Here is a 17859-nt window from a genome sequence, read left to right on the forward strand (position 1 = left end):
CGAGCCAGGGCACCGGGTTCCGAGCCAGGGCCCGGGTTCCGCCCCAAGGCACCGTGTTCCGAGCCAAGTCGAGGTCGGGGAGTCCACCCTGGCGCCTCGGCGGGATCGAATCCTCGAACCCCGCCCGGACGAGGAACTACAGTCTCCACGGCACGCCCGATCGCGCCGCTCGTACGGTACTCGCGGCGCCGGGTGGCGGGTCCGATCCTGGGGCCCACCAGGCGCGACCTGCTGCCGACTCCCTCGACCTGCCGATCCTGGTCCACGGCCCGCCGCGAGCGCCCCCCACGAACACACCACACCGTCCAACGAGCCCGTGCGCGCGTGCGCCCCTTCGGGGTGCGCACCGAAGCCTCCGGGCTCATCCACCCCATCGGAGCGACGGCTCCGCGTCGGTCGATCCCACGACCGCGCCCGATCCGCCTCCGTCCTCATCCCGACACCAACCATGAAGCATCTGCTCCTGACCGCCATCGTCCTGCTGCCCGCACCGGCCTACGCCGCCGTGCCGCTCGCCGCCCCTTCGACCGTCCTCGTGCAGGACGACGAGGAGGAGGAGAAGCCCGACAAGCGCGCCGAGGTCGCCCAGCTGATCGAACAGCTGGAGGAACACCTGAAGGCTCGTGGGGACGAGGACGACGAAGCCCTGGGTGTGATCGACGAACTGTCGGTCGAGTTCGAGGAGAGCGGCCCCAAGGACCGCAAGGACATCGCCGAGGCGGTCGCCGAGTGTCTGACCGTCAAGCGCGACGACCTGGCGGAGGACGTGCCCGATCAGAAGCTGCAGTCCCACGCGGCGCTGGCGATGGGAGCGTTCGGCGAGGAAGGCGGCGAATTGCTGCTCAAGCTCGTCGACCACAAGGCGCTCGAAGGCAAGATGAAGGCCCAGCGCGAAGCGATCCTGTCGCTCGGCCGCACCCAGCACCCCAAGGGGGTCAAGGTCCTGCTCAAGATGCTGGACCACAAGAACTTCGCCGTCGAGGGCGCCGCGGCCCAGGCCCTCGGCTCCTACACCGACGCGAAGGAGAAGGTCCGGAAGGAGATCGTCGAGGCGCTCCTGAAGAAGATCGTCCCGCTGTCCGACCTGGTCGAGGACGAAGGGGACTACAGCGGCACGACGGGTGGCAGCACCGAGGACAACGAGGAAGCCTCCAAGGAGTACGGCGCGCTGGCCTCGCCCACGATGTCGTCGCTGCGCGCCCTGACCGGCCACGAGGAAGAGGACTTCCGCGCCTGGCAGGCCTGGTGGAACGACAACAAGCGCGAGAAGTGGGACGACGCCTGATCCGCGCGCGTCCTTCGGCCCGGAACCTGAGATCGTGAACGCGTGACCACCGAGCCGGAACGCCCCACCGCCGCCCGAAGGGGCGGAGCTCGTGACGAGCATCTGGACCGGCCTCGACCCTTCTCCGGGTTGGGGCCGGCCGCTTTGGTCCTGCCGGTGTTGAGCGCGCTCGCGATCGGGTTGTTCGTGACCGAGCGCCGCCGGGCCGTGCGAGCCCCAGCGCTCGCACCCATCGCCGTGCCCCAGGCCGAGTTGGCTGCCTGGAGCGGGTCGTTGGCCCTCGACGGTGGTGCGCGCCTCGCGCTGCGGCTCTCACCGCTGCAGCCCGATCCGCGGCGCCAGGCGTTCGACGCGGCGCGCCTCGCCCAGCGGCTCGAGCTGGGTCCTGCCGAGCCGTGGCGCCTGGAGGTGACCCTCGAGCGGACCGGCGCTCCGCTCTCCGGCGCAGCCGTCGAGGTCGCCCTGGAAGGCGTCCGCGTGATCGACCGCGAAGGCGTGGTGAGCCGCGCGCTCACGACCGGGGCGACGGGCCCGTTGGCCACGTTGCTGCGGTCGGACGCGCAGGCGACGCTCGAGGCCGGCTGCACCGTCCAACTGGTGCTGTGGGGGCGGGAGCCGCACGGTTCGCCGCGCGTCGGTGGTCTCGAGGTCCTGGCGCCGTCGGGCTCGGGAATCGAGAGCCGAACGATCGAGTGCGCACTGACGACGCTCGAACTGCACGAGGCCGAGTTGCCCGCGAGCGTCGCGCGCCGTCGCTGATGTCGGTCTCTCGCGATGGGCGCGACGGGTGGTCCGCGACGCGCCAGTGGATCCTGGGTGTTCTTCTCAGCGCGCTCGCGGGACTCTTCGCGAGCGCAGACCTCGGTGGCGACGATGGCTCCACGCCCGTGTCGCCCGGTGCGGAGGCCGCTTCCCACGAGGAGCTCGGACGCCTGCGTGCGGAGAATGCCCGCCTGCGCCTTCGGCTCATGACCGAGCGTGCCCGCGCGGGCGCGCTGCTGGCCGAACTCGAACGCCAGGGTCAGGACCGGCTCGAACGGGAGCTCGCCTGGCGTGACTTCCAAGGACAGCTCTCGCGCCTGCGACTCGCGGACGATCCCGCCGCCGATCTGGCGCGCGCGCTCGGACTCGAGACCGTGGACGAGCGCCGCGAGAAGGAGGCACGGAGGGCCGAGGTCGCGCGCTCGATCGCGAGCGCGCGCGCCAAGGCGGATCAGGTGCGCCAGGCGTTGAACGCGCGTCTCGTCGTCGAGGGCTACGACGGATTCGAGATCTTCGATGCCGGAGTTCTCGCCGCCGATCGCGAGCGGCTCGTGGGAACGGCGGTCGTCGCCGACGCCGGCGAGGACACCGGCGACGAGCGCGCCGACGGGACGGATGGGGACGCGGCTTCACAGGACGGTTCGAGTGAGGTCCCGATCGACGCCGCTCCGATCGAGAGCGCGTCGCCGCGGACCTTCGGCACCGGGCCCGTCGTGGTGCGCCTCCTGGATCACCGCGGGGTCCTGAGCGGCAGCTTGCGCGCCGAGTGGATGCACCTCGAAGCCAGTCGCAGCGGCCACAGCGTGACGATCGTGCTCACCGGCGGCGTCCACCAGGTCGGTCGCGAGGCGATCCCGTTCACGAACGGCGTGTACCGCATCCCGCTGCGGCACGTGGATCCGAAGCCCTTCCTCGAGGATTGCGGTCCGCTCTTCGATCCGGCGCTGATCGAGAGGCGGATCGACGATGGCCGCTGGTCACGTCCAGCGCTGATGCTGACGCTCAACCGCCTCCTGTCCGAGTCCGATCGTGGCCGTACCCACCGGCTGACGTGGCTCGGGGGCGTGGTCGGCGACGAGTTGCGCGACGTGGAGATCAGCATCGGTTCCGACGACGGGTCCGAGGAGCGCCGTCTCATCGCCGACGGGATGCGGATCGAGATGCACGGCGATCACGTGCGACTCGTCCTCCGCGACGGACTCGTGGTGGCCGGGGACGGCAACCGCACTCCGTTCGCAGCCGGGACGCGCAGCATCGTCCTGGTGGGGTCGGTCTGCGATCGCTATCGCGCGGCACACCTGCCGATCTTCGAGTCGGAGGAGACCGCGGAAGAGGCGCCGACGGAGCCGCCCGATCGACCGCGGGAGGAAGGTCCGGTCGAGGACCCGGGAGCCGAAGGCCTGTGACGCCGCGCCGTCGAGAAACGCCGAGCCTGTGGGACGCGGTCGCCGACTCCGGTCCGACCGAATCGGTGCCGACCGAGCCTGCGGCGCTGACGGTCGCCGCCTTGACGCGGCGGATCGCCGGCTGCCTCGCGGACCTCGGCCCCCTCGTCGTCGAGGGCGAGCTCGGACCTCCGAAGCGCGCCGCGTCGGGCCACGTGTACTTCGATCTCAAGGACGAGGGCGCGACGCTGGCGTGTGTCGCATGGCGCTCGCAGGTCGCGCGCGCCTTTCCGCCCACGCTCGCCGCCGGAATGCGCGTACGTGCCCACGGCAAGCTCGACGTCTACGCTCCGCGCGGCAGCTACAGCTTCGTCGTCCAGAAGGTCACGCCGTGCGGAGAGGGCGAGCTCCTGGCGCGGTTCGAGCTGCTGAAGCGCGAGCTCGCCGCGCGTGGCTGGTTCGAGCGCCGCCGCGCCCTGCCGGCCATTCCGCGCACGATCGGCGTCGTCACCAGTCGCGACGGCGCGGCCCTGCGCGACTTCCTGCGCACGCGTTCGCTGCGCTGGCCGGGCTTTCCCGTGCGGCTGTGCCACGCGAAGGTGCAGGGACCGGGAGCCGCGGAGGAGATCGCGCGAGCGATCGGCGACCTGGCGGCGACCGGCGTGGACGTGATCGTCGTCGGGCGCGGTGGGGGCTCGCTCGAGGACCTGTGGGCCTTCAACGAGGAACCCGTCGCCCGCGCGATCTGGGAGTGCCCGGTGCCCGTCGTCAGCGCGGTGGGGCACGAGACGGACACGACGCTCAGTGACTTCGTCGCCGATGCGCGCGCCCACACTCCGACGGACGCGGCCGCGTTGGTGATCCCGGATCGGGCGCTCCTCGACGAGCGCATCCAGCGTTCGTTCGCCCACCTCGGACGTGCGCTGGAGGACCAGCTCTCGGTTCGCGCGCGCCGACTCGAATCGGTGCGCCGCTCCCAGGTCCTGTCGCGCCCGGAGCGCCTCTTGGAGCGGCGCCGCGACCGACTCGAGCACCTGTTCGGAAAGCTCGAGCGGCAGGTGCTCACTCCGTTGGCCAGCGCTGAGCGTCGTCTCGGTCGACTGCGCGAGACCCTCGCCCAACGCGCTCCTTCGGCGCGGCTGGCCCTGCGAGCCGAGCGGGCGCGTGCGTTGCGCGAGAGGCTGAAGAGCGCGCTCGGAACCGTGCTCGCGGGGGCGGATCGGCGCGTCGCGGTCGGTGCGGCGACTCTCGAGGCGCTGTCGCCGCTGGTCGTCCTCGCGCGCGGCTACTCGGTCACGCTCAAGGACGGGCGAGCGGTGCACCACGCGAACGAACTGGAACCCGAGGACCACATCGTCACGCGGCTCGCCCAGGGACGTGTCCACTCGAGGGTCACGTCGGTCGAGACGGACGACTCGGACGCTCAGCGCGCCGCGGGCGGGGGAGCCGGGTCCGACTGATGCTCCACATCGATGGGATCTGGGTGGTGATCGTCAACTTCGACGGCGGTGCGGGCAACCTGCGCTCGATCGCGAGCGTGCTCGACGAAGGCGTCGATCCGCAGCACGTCGTCTTCGTCGACAACGCGTCCAGCGACGGCTCGACCGAGCTGGTGGACGAACGTTGGCCGGACCTGGTGCGCGTGACGAACACCCAGAACCTCGGCTTCGGTGCGGCCGCCAACCAGGGCATGGAACTCGCACTCGGGGCGGGCGCCCAGGCCGTCTTCCTGTTGAACAACGACGCCTGGCTCGAGCCCGGCTGCCTCGAGCGTCTCGTGGCGTGCCTCGTCGAGGAGCCCGAGGTGGCGATCTGTGGCCCGCTGGTCCTGGCAGGCACGCAGGGCACGACGGTCTGGGCCGCGGGCGGTGCGATGACCTGGCGCCAGAACCTGTCGACGCTGGTGGGACATGGACGGCCGGCGACGGCGTTGCACCGCTCGAACCGCGACGTGGACTACGTTCCCGGCTGCGCTCTGCTCGTGCGCGCGGACGACCTGCGCCGGACGGGACTGCTCGACGCCGATCTGTTCGCGTACCACGAGGACGTGGATCTGTGCCTGCGGGTCGCAGCGCGCGGCCGTCGCGTTCGGCTGATCGGTTCGGCAGTCGTGCGCCACGAGGCCCACGGGGCCACGGGCGGGGGCTACAACCCGCGGCGCAAGTACATGATGGGGGTCAACGCCATCTGGTTCCTGCGGCGCTACGGCACGCCCGTGCGCTGGGTGGGTTTCGTGCTCTTCGACGTCGTGCCGATCCCGTTGCTTGTGCTGGTCGGCTCGTTCGACGGGCGCTGGCGCGGAGCGTTGGCCAAAGCGCTCGGGCACTGGCACGGACTGCGTGGACGCCGGGTGACGGCGGCGTACCTGCGCGCCGGGGCGAGCCCCCTCTGGTAGGGACGCGAGGCTCGAACGGCGGACCGATCGGAGGCCGTTCGGCGTGTGCTCGAGGCCCGACAACGCGAGCGGCCCGCCCTCCGGTGAAGGAGGGCGGGCCGCTCGTTCAGTCTTCGTCGATGGAGGTGTCGGTCCGCTAGCGGACCGACGTCCGATCACATCGCGAGGACGTCGAAGCGGGGCAGGAAGCTGCCGCCCGGGTTGATGCTGCCATCGACCCAGTGCCAGATGCCCGTCGCGCTGCCGTAGACGTTCCAGCCCTGACCGATGACCACTTTGATGCCGTTCGACATCTGGACGGGGTTGTTGGGGAACATCGGGCCGTTGTGCATGCCGACCTGCATGTAGAACTCGAGGCCCACGATCTGGGGCATGTTCGGGATCGTGAAGGTCGGGATCGAGGCTTCCGTCACGTTGAACGTGAGGATCGGGTCGACGTACAGGCGGTCGATGCCATCGACCATGAGGCTGACCGGGTGAAGGCCGAGCATCAGGGTGCAGGTCGTCTTGTCGACGAACTTGCTGGCCGTGACGATCGTGCCGTCCGTTCCGTAGACCTTGCCTTCGACGAGGTTCTGGCCCAGCACCATGTTCGGCAGGATGTTGGTGTCACCGAGCGAGAGGACCTTGCAGCCCATGTCGTCGAGGCCCGGACCGTCCTGGGTGGCAACGAGGTTGCCGTTGACGCACAGCTCGATGCGGTCGATGTCGACCGAGAGGCTGATGCCACCGATGGCGTCGGCAAGGTCCTCGGGGTTCGCCGCGAGGCACTGGCCGCCGGTGGTGTCGGCGATGAAGCGCAGCGGGGTACCCGGCGCGCAGATGTCGGTGAAGCCCTGGCCTTCGATACCGAAGGTGTTGATCACCGTTCCCGCCGCGGCGGCGACGAAGACCGGACCACCCGGGGCGTCGAACGCCGGGGGCTGGTTCGGAAGACCGTCCGAGATGAAGATGATGATGTTGTTCTCACCGGCCGGCTGGAGGGCGATGGCCTCGTTCGCGCGGGTCAGCGCCTCGGTGTAGTCGGTACCCGGCTCCCAGTTGTAGGCAGTGAACAGGCCGACGTTCTGGGTCGAGAGTCCGCCCGTGTCGAGCGAGGTGATGACCTCCTGGAGGTCCGCGATGCCGTTCGTGTTGGCGTCGGTGGTCAGGTCGGAGAGCCAGGTCTGCTGGCCGGCACCCGGGCCGAGGTCCAGGATCGCCGCGTCCTTGGCGAAGGCGACCAGGGAGAGGTCGACGTTGGGCTCACCCGCGAGCTGACCGACGAGCGCCTGGAGGGCGGCGATGGCCGCGTCGATGCGCTGGTTGGCCTGGCCGTCGCCGTTGAGGTCGCCGGGGGGGATCGCTCCACCCGAGAGGTCCAGGTCGGCGGCGCCCATCGTCGTCGAGATGTCGAGCACGACGCAGACGTTGAACTCGGCCTGCTGCAGGGGCGGCGTGATCTTCCCGTCGACGCTGACGAGGAACTCGGTGTCCCCTTCGTCGGCGAAGTCGGCGTTGCAGTTGATGGTGGAGGTCACCGTCTGGCCGGAGATCTGAGTGTCTCCGGAGGCCGGGTTCTGGGCCAGACCGACGGACCCCAGAGTCATGAGCGCGGCGCTGGCGAGACCGGCGCGGCGCAGAAGGGGGTAGTTGTTCGTAATCATGGTGTCAGGCGCGAGCCGTGCACGGCTCTCTGGGAACAGGCGGACGCGGCAAGGAATCCGCCGCGAGGTGGCTCGATCGAGCTCCGAGACTCGGAACGTCGAGCTGCGGACAAGAATAGCACCCCGAGGGACGCAGCTGGTGCAGGGGAAGTGCCCTGATGCCATTGGGGAGCGGTGGAGGGGGCGGGTCGCGTGCCTCCAAAGTGCGGCGCCGACGCGGCTTGCAAGGAGTCGACGACGACAGTAGCGCGCCGCGATCTGCGGGCTCCCGCAGGTCCCGGACGGGTGGCGGTGGGGCTCGGGAAGGGGGGCTGCCTCCCGAGCGCGGATCCAGCGGTCCAGGCGCGCTGGGGGCGGGCCTCGGAAGGGCCTTCGCGATCGTGTTCGCGATCGCGGTCGGGAGGTGCCCGCGAGGGGGCGTCGGACGAGCGTCGCGGCGCCACCAGGGCCGTCGGCAGATCGTCGCGGACGGGCCGTCCCGCGTTGGTCGGGAAGGGCGGGGGCCACGATCGAGCCCGTCCTCGCCCCCGACGTCGAAGGGCGCGCCGGCGCCGCCCCAGCTTCTGTCGGAGGCGCTCGGGCACGGTCCGTCCTCCGGCCGCGTTCGCAGCGACGCGACGCTCGCCATCAGCCGTTCGTGAGCCGGAAGCGAGCGCCGCCGCAGCCGATCGACCTCCCGCGGCCGCCACGCGGTCCTCGAACGTCATCCCGGCGAGGAACGGCGGCGACGAGCGGCAAGGTCGACCCCCGACTCCGCGTAGGATCGCGCGCCATGGAACAGCACGACGGTCGAACGGCGCCCGGCGCGAGGTGGACGACGTGACGGCCGGGGTGGAACGCTTCGCGCGTGCGCTGACGACGGTCGAGGAAGCGCTCGACTGGTCCGCGCTCGGCGCGTCGTACTGCGAGGGCGACGCGGGCGACTTCTTCGGGAGCGAGCAGATCGAGACCCTGCGCGAGACCGGTCTGCACTTCGCTTCGGACCTCGGCGAAGCGCTGCGCCAGGGAGGGACGAGCCTGTACGTCGGAGCCGGTGTGGCGGAGCTCGTCCCGATCCTCTTCGAGGCCGCGGTCCTCGAGCGCAAGGTCGCCGTCCACACGGCCGATGCGCGCGAGGCCGGGCTCCTCAACGCGGCGCTCGCCGGCGTGGAACTCGAGGGCCTGCGCCCGCGGTGGTCGACGAAGCCGATCGGCGCCGGGGGTGGTTGGAGCGCGCGCGGAGCGGACGCGGTCGACCACCTGTGGTTCGTCAGCGTCGCCACCGATCCGGACCACTTCCCCGCCCACAACCATGCGCTCTACGAGCTCGAAGGCGAGCGTCCGGGCCGTCTCGGACCCGAGCGCGAACGCATCGACGCGCTGCTCGATCGGGCCCTGGCGCCCCTGCGTCCACCGGCGCTCCTGTGCACGACGCGCGAGGAGTTGCCGCTCGTCGAGGAGCGTTGCGCGCGGTTCGGACTGGATCTGACCGTGCCCGACGTGGGGCGTCTGTCGGGTTTGGTGGGGGATGCGGTGTACGCGTGCCGCGTCAAGGGCCGATGATGCCCCGGGCGCCCCGCGCCACCGCGACTCGTGGCCCGCAGGCCGCACGACCGACGACAGACCCACCACCATGCCCTCGTTCGATCCCAGCGCCCAAGCCGCCTACTCCGTCCAGGACTACTCGCCCCGGGCCCAGATCGAAGGGCTCGAGATCGTCGACCTCGCGCGCTTCAACGACGACGGCGGAGCGATGACGGAGCTCGCTCGCCTCGACGCGGGCAAGGTGCAGGGCCTGCCGGGCTTCGAGGCGCGCCAGATGAACTACTCCGTGATGGAGCCGCTGGCGATCAAGGCCTTCCACCTGCACAAGCGGCAGACGGACGTCTGGTACGTGCCGCCGTCCGACAAGGGGCTGTTGGTCGTCGGCGACGTGCGGGCCGACTCGCCGACGCGCGGTGAAGTGCGCCGGATCGTGCTCGGCGACATGCGCTCGCGACTCGTTCGCATCCCGCCCGGCGTGGCCCACGGTGTGCGCAACCTCATGCCGGCGCGACCGATGTCGATCATCTACTTCGTCGACGTCCAGTTCAGCGTCGACGAGCACTGCGACGAGGGGCGCCTGCCCTGGGACCACTTCGGCGCCGAGGTCTGGGAGACGGAACGCGCCTGAGTCGGGTCGTCCGGCCGCGCGCCGTCAGTCGGTGCTCGACTCGACGATCTCGATCATCTTCTCGAGACTGTAGCGCGCGTCCGCGATCAGGTCCTTCCGCTCCGCACCGTCGAGTCGGTCGCGACGCATCGAGAGTTCGTCGACCGAGTCGCCGGCGAGGACGCGGTTGATGTCGGGCGCCTCACCGCGCACCAAGAGGTCCAGCAGTCCGACCAGGTGCGGCGGGTCGTTGCGGCTCATCGTCGCGCAACCACAACCGCCGATGCCGAGTCCGGCTTCGGGGATCTCCGCCAGGTGCACGACCTCGACGCCGCGCGCGGCTGCTTGGTCGCGGGCGTTGCGCACGAAGTGTCCCTCGGTGCCGATCGCGAGCTTCGAGCCCGCGGGCGCGTCCTCGATCGCCGACCACAGGTAGTTCGTGCTGCCCGAGCCGTCGGCGGCCTGGACGGCTTCGAGCGGACTCTCGGGGTGGACGAGGACGCGGTAGTCGCGCGCCTGCCACCAGCGCACCATCTCGGCGCTGAAGATCGTGTGGACGCCGCAGGCCGAGCCCCACAGCAGCACGCGCGCGCGATCCAGATCGTCCCACCGGCCCGACAGGTCGATCGCACCGCGGGCGGGGTCGGGGAGCACGCGCAGATCGGACTCGGTCAGTCCGAGCTTCACCGCCGTGTTGCGGCCCAGGTGCTGGTCGGGAACGAACAGCACACGCTTGCCGGTGGAGAGCGCCCAGTCCATCACCAGGTGTGCGTTCGAACTCGTGCACGACGCGCCCTTCGTCCTTCCGCTCAGGGCCTTCAGTCGCCCCGAGGTGTTCATGTAGGCGATGACCGTCAAGTCGTCGCCGTAGCGCTCGATCAACTGGTCGGCGACGGGCAGGACCATGTAGTCCTTGGCCAGCATCTCCATCGTGCAGCCGGCCTTCGGGTTCGTGATCCAGACCGACTGGTGGTCGTGCGCCAGGATCGCGATCGACTCGGCCATGAAGTGCACGGCCGATTCGACGATGACCCGCTTGTCCGGGTTGTTGCGAGCCTGGAGCGCCAGGGCGTACGAGTCGGAGATCGCGCCTCCGTAGTGCTCGATCAACTTGACGATCTCACCGCCCATGTAGAAGTGGGCGAGCAGCAACAGCTCGTCGCCGAAGTGGTCCCGGGCGCGGGCCATGTAGGGGTCCATCCAGGCCAGGACCGTCGCGGCGTCGCGGCGCTCGAGCGCGAGGAACTCCTCGGCGTACGGCTTGAACGGCTCCTGGTACCAGTCCAGCGGGAGCGCGGTCTGGCAGATCGGGAGCGCGGGCTCCAACGTGATGCGCGCGCCGGACCCGGACGGGGTGTGGGGCGCGTGTTCGAGGTCGCTCATGGTGATCGTCGGCGACGGAGCGCCGGAGCAGGATGGTGGGGGGGATCCGCTCGCACTTCAAGGGGGGGCGGCTCGCCCCGGGCCGTGCTCATGCGTACCATGCGCCGCCCGCGTCCCGGCGGTCGTGCGTTCGCGCGCGGCTCGGAAGGTCGGTGCGACGCGCTTCGCGCGGTGCCGACTCGACGGCCCACCGGCGCGAACGCTCACCGCGGGATCGACCGCCACTCCTGCACCACGTGAAGATCCTCTCCGACTTCGACGGCGTCTGGACCGACCCCACCCACGAGGCGGTCGCGGTCGAGCACGGCCTCGCCGACGACCTCGCGTCCCTCACGGGTTTCGACGTCGAGCGCGTGCGCGCCGATCTCGTCCACTGTCGCGAGCGCGCGCTGGAGTCGGCCGTCGACCACGGCTGGATCCCGGGCGACCGCATCACGGCCTACTGCGACGAGGACGCGTTCCTCGCCGTGAGCGGGATCGCGAGCTACCTCGCTCGGGGCGCCTGCGAGGTCTCCGCCCCCTATCGCGGTGCTCACGAGTCGCGCGGCGGGCCGACGTTCATGGAGCTCGCGGACCAGAGCTTCCGCCGGCTCGGCGCGCGACCGGGGGTCGGCGAGCTGCTGCCCGACGCCGGCGCCACGCTGAAGGCGCTCGAGGAACTCGGCGTCGATCTGGTCGTGGTGTCCAACTCCGACACCGAGAAGTTGGTGCGCCTGTTCGCCGACGCGGGGATCGCGGCCGCGACGGACGGTTCCGCGCGGGTTCGCGTGCGCGGCGGAGCCCGCAAGTGGGCGCTCGGCGACGCGCCCGAGTCGATCGACGTGGGCGGCCGTGTCGTCGACGTCAACCGACCCCACTACCGCTCGATCATCGAGGAGGAGCGCCCGGACCTGATCGTCGGGGACGTGTACTCGTTGGACCTCGCGCTCCCGTTCCACATGCGGTCTCGAGGCGAGCCCGCCGCGCCGCGCTTCCTCGTCCACCGGCCGCCGTGCCGCCCGACCCCGTGGGTCGCCGGGCACGGCGTCGAGGGCCGCGTGGACAGCGTCGCCGCCCGCCTCAGCGACCTGGTCGGGGTCGTGCGCGAACGCCTCGGTCGAGGCTGACCCCGAGAGCCACCGTGCACGACACGAACTCCATCGGCGCGGGCCCCGGTGCCCGACTCGCGCACTGGTCGCTCCGCGTCCTGGCCGCGGCCGTCCTCTGCTGTTCGACAGGCTGCGGCGACCTGACGATCGGGTCCGAGGCGCGACCCTTCCGGATGTACTTCGTGCCGTCGATGGACGCCCAGGAGCTGGCCGGCAACGCGGACGCGATCGCCGAGCACGTCTCACGCTTCGTCTCACAGGAGCTCTACGGCCAGGACACCGGGTTCTACGTGCGCGCGCGCATCCCGATGAACTACGTGGCCATCGTGGAGGCCTTCGGGACCCAGCGCGCGGACTTCGCGGCGCTCAACTCGTTCGGCTTCGTGCTCGCGAAGGACGAGCGCGGCTACGACATCGAACCGCTGCTGACGGTCGTGCGCGGCGACGACGAGCGCAGCTACAAGGGTCAGATCATCGCGCGCGCGGACAGCGGCATCGACAGCGTCGAGGACCTGAACGGCAAGACGTTCGCCTACACGGACCCCGCCTCCTCGGCGGGCTTCATGCTGCCGCGCCGTCTCTTCGAGAGCGCCGGCGTACGACTTGGCAACACGAGTTTCGCCGGCAAGCACGACAGCGTCGTCTCGATGGTCTACCAGGGCACGGCCGACGCTGGAGCGACCTACTACAGCCCGCCCATGACGCGCGTCGTGGACGGTGTCGAGGTCACCGAGATCCGGGACGCGCGCTCGCGCGTCAAGACCCAGTACCCGGACGTCGAGGAGGTCGTGAAGATCGTGGCCTTCACCGAGGACGTACCGAACGACCCCTGGTGCGTGCGCGGCTCGCTCGATCCCGACCCCGAGCGCTCGGCGCGGATCAAGGCGGCCGTGGCGGCCGCGCTGATCGACTTCGCTTCGACGGACGAGGGGCGGCGGACGCTCGAGGCCATGTACAACGTCTCTGGCCTCGCACAGGTGGGGATGGAGGAGTACGCGGGGATCCGCGAGATGGTGGGTGAGCTCATGGTGGAGCTGCGCGCCGAGGGCACCGATCTGGAGGAAGAGCTCCTGCGTTGACGCGCGGGTGAGGACCCATGGGATTCCTGAAGGTGGAAGGCCTCACGAAGGTCTACGACAACGGCGTGGTCGCTCTCGACAACGTCAGTTTCACGGTCGAGCGCGGGGAGTTCCTCGGCGTCATCGGCCTGTCCGGCTCGGGCAAGTCGACCTTGCTGCGCTGTGTGAACCGACTGGTCGAGCCCTCGAGCGGGCGCGTGATCCTCGACGGGATCGACGTGACCGCGCTCGACGTCCCGTCCCTACGCGCGGAGCGGCGCCGCATCGGGATGGTCTTCCAGCACTTCAACCTGGTGAAGCGCAAGAGCGTACTGGTCAACGTGCTGACCGGCAGCCTCGCGCGGCAGGGCACCATCGCGAGCGTGCTGGGGTCATTCAGCGCCGAGGACCGCGCGAAGGCCATGCAGTGCCTCGAGATCGTGGGTCTCGCCGATCGCGCCCGCGTGCGCGCGTCCGAGCTGTCCGGCGGTCAACAGCAGCGTGTCGCCATCGCACGCTCGCTCATGCAGGGGCCCGATCTGTTGCTGGCGGACGAGCCCGTTGCCAGCCTCGACCCGGCCACCTCGCACTCGGTGATGGACCACCTCGAGCGCGCCAACAAGGAACTCGGTCAGACCATCCTGTGCAACCTGCACTTCCTCAGCCTGGTGCGCCGGTACACCACGCGCGTGATCGCGCTCAAGGGAGGTGAACTCGCGTTCGAGGGCCGCCCCGAGGAGATCGACGAGGACTGGTTCAAGCGCATCTACGGCGAACAGGCCCGCGAGGTCGGGATCGAGTGATGAAGGAATCCGAGACCGAGACGACGAAGCCCGCCGCCGGGGCTTCCGACCGGCCGACCACGGCCGTCACCTTCGCAGCGCGCATCGAGCGCGCCGCGCGCGGGGCCCGGGTCCGTGCCGTGCTCCTCGACTTCCTGCTCGTCTGGTACGCGGTCGGTGGCGGGCTCTTCTGGGCCCGCTGGACCTTCAACGGGCCGGCGCCGCCCTGGGAGCGACCGGAGTCGATCGGGAGCAGCGGGCACCTGGTCCTGGCGGCCGTGGCCCTGGTCCTGGCCTTGCTCTGGAGCCGCTCGCGACTCTCGCCCGGCCGGATGATCACCTGGTCGACGCACCCGCTGCTCAAGGCGGACGCGCCGCGTCCGGAGGGCGGCTGGTGGAGGACGGTGCACGGGATCCTCGTGCTCGCGATCCTCGCCGAGACCGTCGCCCTCGGATGGAAGATCACCGAGATCGACCTGGTCAGCCTGTTCAGTTCGGAGGGACTCGCCGGCGCGGGCCGCATCTTCGGGGCGCTGTTCAGGCCGGAGTTCGGGATCCTCCCGTTGGTTCTCGAGAAGATGATCGAGACCATCTACATCGCGCTCGTGGCCACGGTGGTCGCCGTGCCGATCGCGTTCCTCTTGAGCTTCTTCGGCGCCAAGAACCTGATGAGCGGCAACCGTCGCTCGCTCGCCGTCTACGGTGCGGTGCGCTTCTCGACGAACCTGATGCGTTCGATCGAACCGGTGCTGTGGGCGATCATCTTCACCGTCTGGGTGAGCTTCGGGCCCTTCGCCGGCATGCTCGCCCTGTTGGTCCACTCGGTCGCGTCGCTCGTGAAGCTCTACTCCGAGCAGGTGGAGAGCATCGACGCGGGCCCCGTGGAGGCGATCGAGGCCACCGGAGCGAACCGGGTCCAGATGGTCTGGTACGCCGTGGTCCCCCAGATCGTGCTGCCGTACCTGGGCTTCACGATCTATCGCTGGGACATCAACGTCCGCATGGCCACGATCATCGGCCTGGTCGGCGGCGGCGGCGTGGGTGAGTTGCTGATGCAGTACCTCGGACTCGCCAAGTACGGCGAGGTCGGGATGATCGTGGTCGTCATCACGGCCGTGGTCTGGGCGCTGGACTACGCCAGCGCCAAGGTGCGCGAAGCGATCGCCTGAACGGCAGCGGGCGCGCGGAACGACGACTCCGTCGCTCCGCGCGTCCGCGTCGACGCTCCTTCGGTCCCGAGCCCAGGAACGGCCCTAGCCCAGGAACGGCCCTAGCCCAGGAACGGCCCTAGCCCAGGAACGGCCCTAGCCCAGGAACGGGTAGCGCCAGTCCTTCGGCGGATCGAAGGTCTCCTTGATCGTGCGTTGGCTGACCCAGCGCTCGAGGTTGAGGCGCGAGCCGGCCTTGTCGTTGGTGCCCGACGCGCGCGTGCCGCCGAAGGGCTGTTGCCCGACCACGGCGCCGGTCGGCTTGTCGTTGACGTAGAAGTTGCCGGCGGCGTAGCGCAGGCGCTCCGTCAGGCCCGAGACGATGGCGCGGTCGCGGGCGAAGATGGCCCCGGTCAGAGCGAACTCGGAACCGTTGCAGCAGTGCTCGAGGGCCACCTCGAACGAATCGTCCGCGTACGGGTGGACCGTCAGGATCGGCCCGAACAGCTCGCGCAGCATCGTGTCGTAGTCGGGCGAGTCGGCTTCGATCACGGTCGGGGACACGAAGTAGCCGCGCGAGTCGTCGTACTCGCCGCCGATCACGATGCGCGCGTCCTTCGCCGAGCGCGCGGCGTCGATCGCGTCCTTGTGCTTGGCGAAGGCGCGCGCGTCGATGACCGCTCCGAGGAAGTTCCTGAAGTCGCGCGGATCGCCCATGCGGAGCTTCGCGGTCTCCTCGGCCAGACGCGCCTTGACGGTCGGCCACAGGCTCTTCGGGACGTAGGCACGGCTCGCGGCCGAGCACTTCTGGCCCTGGTACTCGAACGCACCGCGCAGGAGCGCCACGACGAGCGACTCCACGTCCGCGCTGGCGTGGGCGAAGACGAAGTCCTTGCCGCCGGTCTCACCGACGATGCGCGGATAGGCCTTGTAGTTCGCGAGGTTCTCGCCGATCTGGCGCCACAGGTGGCGGAACGTCGGCGTCGAGCCCGTGAAGTGCAGCCCGGACAGGCGCGGATCCGCGAGCACCGCGCCGCCGATCGTCGGGCCGTCACCGGGCAGGAAATTGATGACGCCGTCGGGCAGTCCCGCCTCGCGCATCAGCTGGAGCGTGTACCAGTTCGAGAGCGTGGCGGTCTCGGACGGCTTCCACAGCGTCGTGTTGCCCATCAGCGCGGGCGCGCTCGGCAGGTTGGCCGCGATCGACGTGAAGTTGAAGGGCGTGATCGCGAACACGAAGCCGTCGAGCGGCCGGTGCTCGACGCGGTTCCAGCAGCCCGGTGACGAGATCGGTTGTTCGGCGTGGATGGCCTCGGCGTACTGGCAGTTGAAGCGCCAGAAGTCGATCAGTTCGCAGGCGGCGTCGATCTCGGCCTGGTGGACGGTCTTGCTCTGGCACAGCATCGTCGAGGCGTTGATGCGATCGCGCCACGGTCCGGCCAGGAGTTCGGCCGACTTGAGCAGGACGCCCGCCCGCGCTTCGAAGGGCAGAGCCTGCCAGGCGTACTTGGCGGTCTGCGCGGCTTCGATGGCGCGCGCGACCTCCGTCGGACCGGCCTTGTGCACCTTCGCGAGCACGTGCCCGTGGTCGTGGGGCATCACCACGTCGAAGGTGTCACCGGTGCGGACCTCCTCGCCACCCACCAGGACCGGGATCTCCACGACCTCCGAGGCCTGGCGATCGAGCTCGGCCTCGATGCTGGCGCGCTCCTTCGAGCCGGGGGCGTAGGCGCGGACGGGTTCGTTGACGGGGACGGGGACGCGGAACTCGCCGTGGGTCATCTCGAGGGGCTCGTCGTGGTGGCGCGGGGCGCCGGATCTCGGTGGGCGGGGCCTCCGCTGTGGCTCGGAAGCGGCGGCGGGAGGCGGGGGCGGCGTCGGCCGGAGCCCCTTCGGACCGGTCGAAACGGTGCCAGGGGCCGTCGGACGGCGAGTCGGGAGAGTAGCCAGCGGCGCTCGCGATTGCGACGAAAGGCGCTGGCAGCTACCCGTGAACGGCCGCTCGACTCCATGATGCGAGCGCGTGGCGCGCACCCTGCCGCGCCAACTCCGTCCCCCTCGACTCGACACACCTCTCAGCATGCGCTCCGCCCTCCTGCTCGTCCTGACCCTCACCCTCGCGTCGTGCGCCGGCACCAATGCGGACCACCGCAGCGGCGGGAACGACACGGACCGCGGTCCCCGCAGCGAGTCCGCGCGCGGTAGCGGCGAGGACGACGACGCGAAGTGGAAGCTCGAGGTCGCCGAGCGCGAGTTCGAGATCGCGACCCTCGAGGCCGAGGCCAAGCTCTCGCGCTCCGAGCGACGCGTCGCGGACGCCGAGCGCAAGGTCAAGGACGCCGAGCTGGAACTCGCGGGGTTCGAGGTCGGGCGCGCGATCCAGCTCGACCGCGAACAGCTCAGCCTCGACCGCGGCAGCAACGGCGTCGAGCAGAGCGAGATGGAACTGGCGGAGCTCATCGCCATGTACGAGGAGGACGACTTCGCGACCACGACGAAGGAACTCGTGATCCTGCGCGGCCGCATGCGCCTCGAGTTCAGCCGCCGCGGTTTCGAGCTCGACCAGCGCGAACACGCCCACCTGGTCGACCACGAGCTGGCCCGCAAGCACGAGCGCGCGGTCCAGGAACTCGACGACGCGCGCTTCGAACTCGGGCTCGCGCGCCACGACCACCAGGTCACGCAGATGGAGGTGGGGCTGTCGCTGCGCAAGCAGGAACGCGAGCTCCAAGAACTGCGCGAGAAGGCCGGCGACGGGGACGACGCGTGATCCGGACCAGCAACAGGTCGAGAGCT

The 17859-nt window shown here is 70.3% G+C and carries 15 protein-coding genes; 12 read left to right on the forward strand and 3 right to left on the reverse strand.

Annotated features, from left to right (window positions below):
• Positions 1–448: 448 nt before the first annotated feature.
• The 5 genes from Pla163_RS09000 to Pla163_RS09015 all read left to right on the forward strand — a co-directional run bounded on the left by Pla163_RS09000 (position 449) and on the right by Pla163_RS09015 (position 5827).
• Positions 449–1285 carry a HEAT repeat domain-containing protein gene (locus tag Pla163_RS09000; protein ID WP_145186796.1) on the forward strand — a complete coding sequence of 279 codons (837 nt, stop codon included), beginning with the start codon at positions 449–451 and terminating at the stop codon, positions 1283–1285.
• 156 nt (positions 1286–1441) lie between these two features.
• Complete coding sequence (locus Pla163_RS09005; protein WP_145186799.1) at positions 1442–2044, forward strand: hypothetical protein; 603 nt, start codon at positions 1442–1444, stop codon at positions 2042–2044.
• Positions 2044–3453, forward strand: coding sequence for a hypothetical protein (locus tag Pla163_RS18955; protein WP_419186481.1), 1410 nt, complete (start codon positions 2044–2046; stop codon positions 3451–3453). The genes Pla163_RS09005 and Pla163_RS18955 overlap by 1 nt, the downstream gene beginning before the upstream one ends.
• A 65-nt stretch (positions 3454–3518) precedes the next feature.
• Entirely contained in the window at positions 3519–4892 is a 1374-nt protein-coding gene (gene xseA / locus Pla163_RS09010; RefSeq protein WP_419186482.1) for an exodeoxyribonuclease VII large subunit, read from the forward strand.
• The gene (locus tag Pla163_RS09015; protein ID WP_145186804.1) at positions 4892–5827 is read left to right on the forward strand and encodes a glycosyltransferase family 2 protein; all 936 of its coding nucleotides are present in this window, start codon (positions 4892–4894) and stop codon (positions 5825–5827) included. The genes xseA and Pla163_RS09015 overlap by 1 nt, the downstream gene beginning before the upstream one ends.
• Before the next feature lie 155 nt (positions 5828–5982).
• Here the strand turns inward: Pla163_RS09015 and Pla163_RS09020 are convergent, their stop codons facing one another.
• Positions 5983–7473, reverse strand: coding sequence for a vWA domain-containing protein (locus Pla163_RS09020; protein WP_419186483.1), 1491 nt, complete (start codon positions 7471–7473; stop codon positions 5983–5985).
• Positions 7474–8304: 831 nt separating this feature from the next.
• Between Pla163_RS09020 and Pla163_RS09025 the strand changes: the two genes are divergently transcribed.
• Positions 8305–9015 (forward strand): hypothetical protein, encoded by a 711-nt coding sequence (locus tag Pla163_RS09025; protein ID WP_145186810.1) that lies wholly within the window; start codon positions 8305–8307, stop codon positions 9013–9015.
• A 70-nt stretch (positions 9016–9085) separates the two neighbouring features.
• Entirely contained in the window at positions 9086–9625 is a 540-nt protein-coding gene (locus Pla163_RS09030) for a dTDP-4-dehydrorhamnose 3,5-epimerase family protein (protein WP_419186484.1), read from the forward strand.
• Between the two features lie 24 nt (positions 9626–9649).
• Here the strand turns inward: Pla163_RS09030 and nadA are convergent, their stop codons facing one another.
• On the reverse strand, positions 9650–10987 hold the full coding sequence (gene nadA, locus Pla163_RS09035; protein WP_145186816.1) for a quinolinate synthase NadA: 1338 nt from the start codon (positions 10985–10987) through the stop codon (positions 9650–9652).
• A gap of 236 nt (positions 10988–11223) precedes the next feature.
• Between nadA and Pla163_RS09040 the strand changes: the two genes are divergently transcribed.
• Genes Pla163_RS09040 through phnE form a run of 4 tightly spaced genes read left to right on the forward strand, consistent with a single transcriptional unit; the run spans position 11224 to position 15084 of the window.
• Positions 11224–12093 carry an HAD family hydrolase gene (locus Pla163_RS09040; protein WP_145186819.1) on the forward strand — a complete coding sequence of 290 codons (870 nt, stop codon included), beginning with the start codon at positions 11224–11226 and terminating at the stop codon, positions 12091–12093.
• Positions 12094–12107: 14 nt separating this feature from the next.
• Complete coding sequence (locus tag Pla163_RS09045) at positions 12108–13154, forward strand: phosphate/phosphite/phosphonate ABC transporter substrate-binding protein (protein ID WP_145186822.1); 1047 nt, start codon at positions 12108–12110, stop codon at positions 13152–13154.
• A 17-nt stretch (positions 13155–13171) separates the two neighbouring features.
• Positions 13172–13936 carry a phosphonate ABC transporter ATP-binding protein gene (phnC, locus tag Pla163_RS09050; protein ID WP_145186825.1) on the forward strand — a complete coding sequence of 255 codons (765 nt, stop codon included), beginning with the start codon at positions 13172–13174 and terminating at the stop codon, positions 13934–13936.
• Positions 13936–15084, forward strand: coding sequence for a phosphonate ABC transporter, permease protein PhnE (gene phnE, locus Pla163_RS09055; RefSeq protein ID WP_419186485.1), 1149 nt, complete (start codon positions 13936–13938; stop codon positions 15082–15084). The genes phnC and phnE overlap by 1 nt, the downstream gene beginning before the upstream one ends.
• Positions 15085–15219: 135 nt before the next feature.
• On the opposite strand, the gene pruA is transcribed toward phnE, so the two are convergent.
• The gene (gene pruA, locus Pla163_RS09060) at positions 15220–16845 is read right to left on the reverse strand and encodes an L-glutamate gamma-semialdehyde dehydrogenase (RefSeq protein ID WP_145186829.1); all 1626 of its coding nucleotides are present in this window, start codon (positions 16843–16845) and stop codon (positions 15220–15222) included.
• Positions 16846–17143: 298 nt separating this feature from the next.
• On the opposite strand from pruA, the gene Pla163_RS09065 reads away from it, so the two are divergent.
• A complete protein-coding gene (locus Pla163_RS09065) occupies positions 17144–17833 on the forward strand; it encodes a hypothetical protein (RefSeq protein ID WP_145186831.1) in 690 nt (229 codons plus the stop codon).
• Positions 17834–17859: the final 26 nt, after the last annotated feature.

The organism is Rohdeia mirabilis (genome assembly GCA_007750655.1).
Classification (GTDB): domain Bacteria; phylum Planctomycetota; class UBA1135; order UBA1135.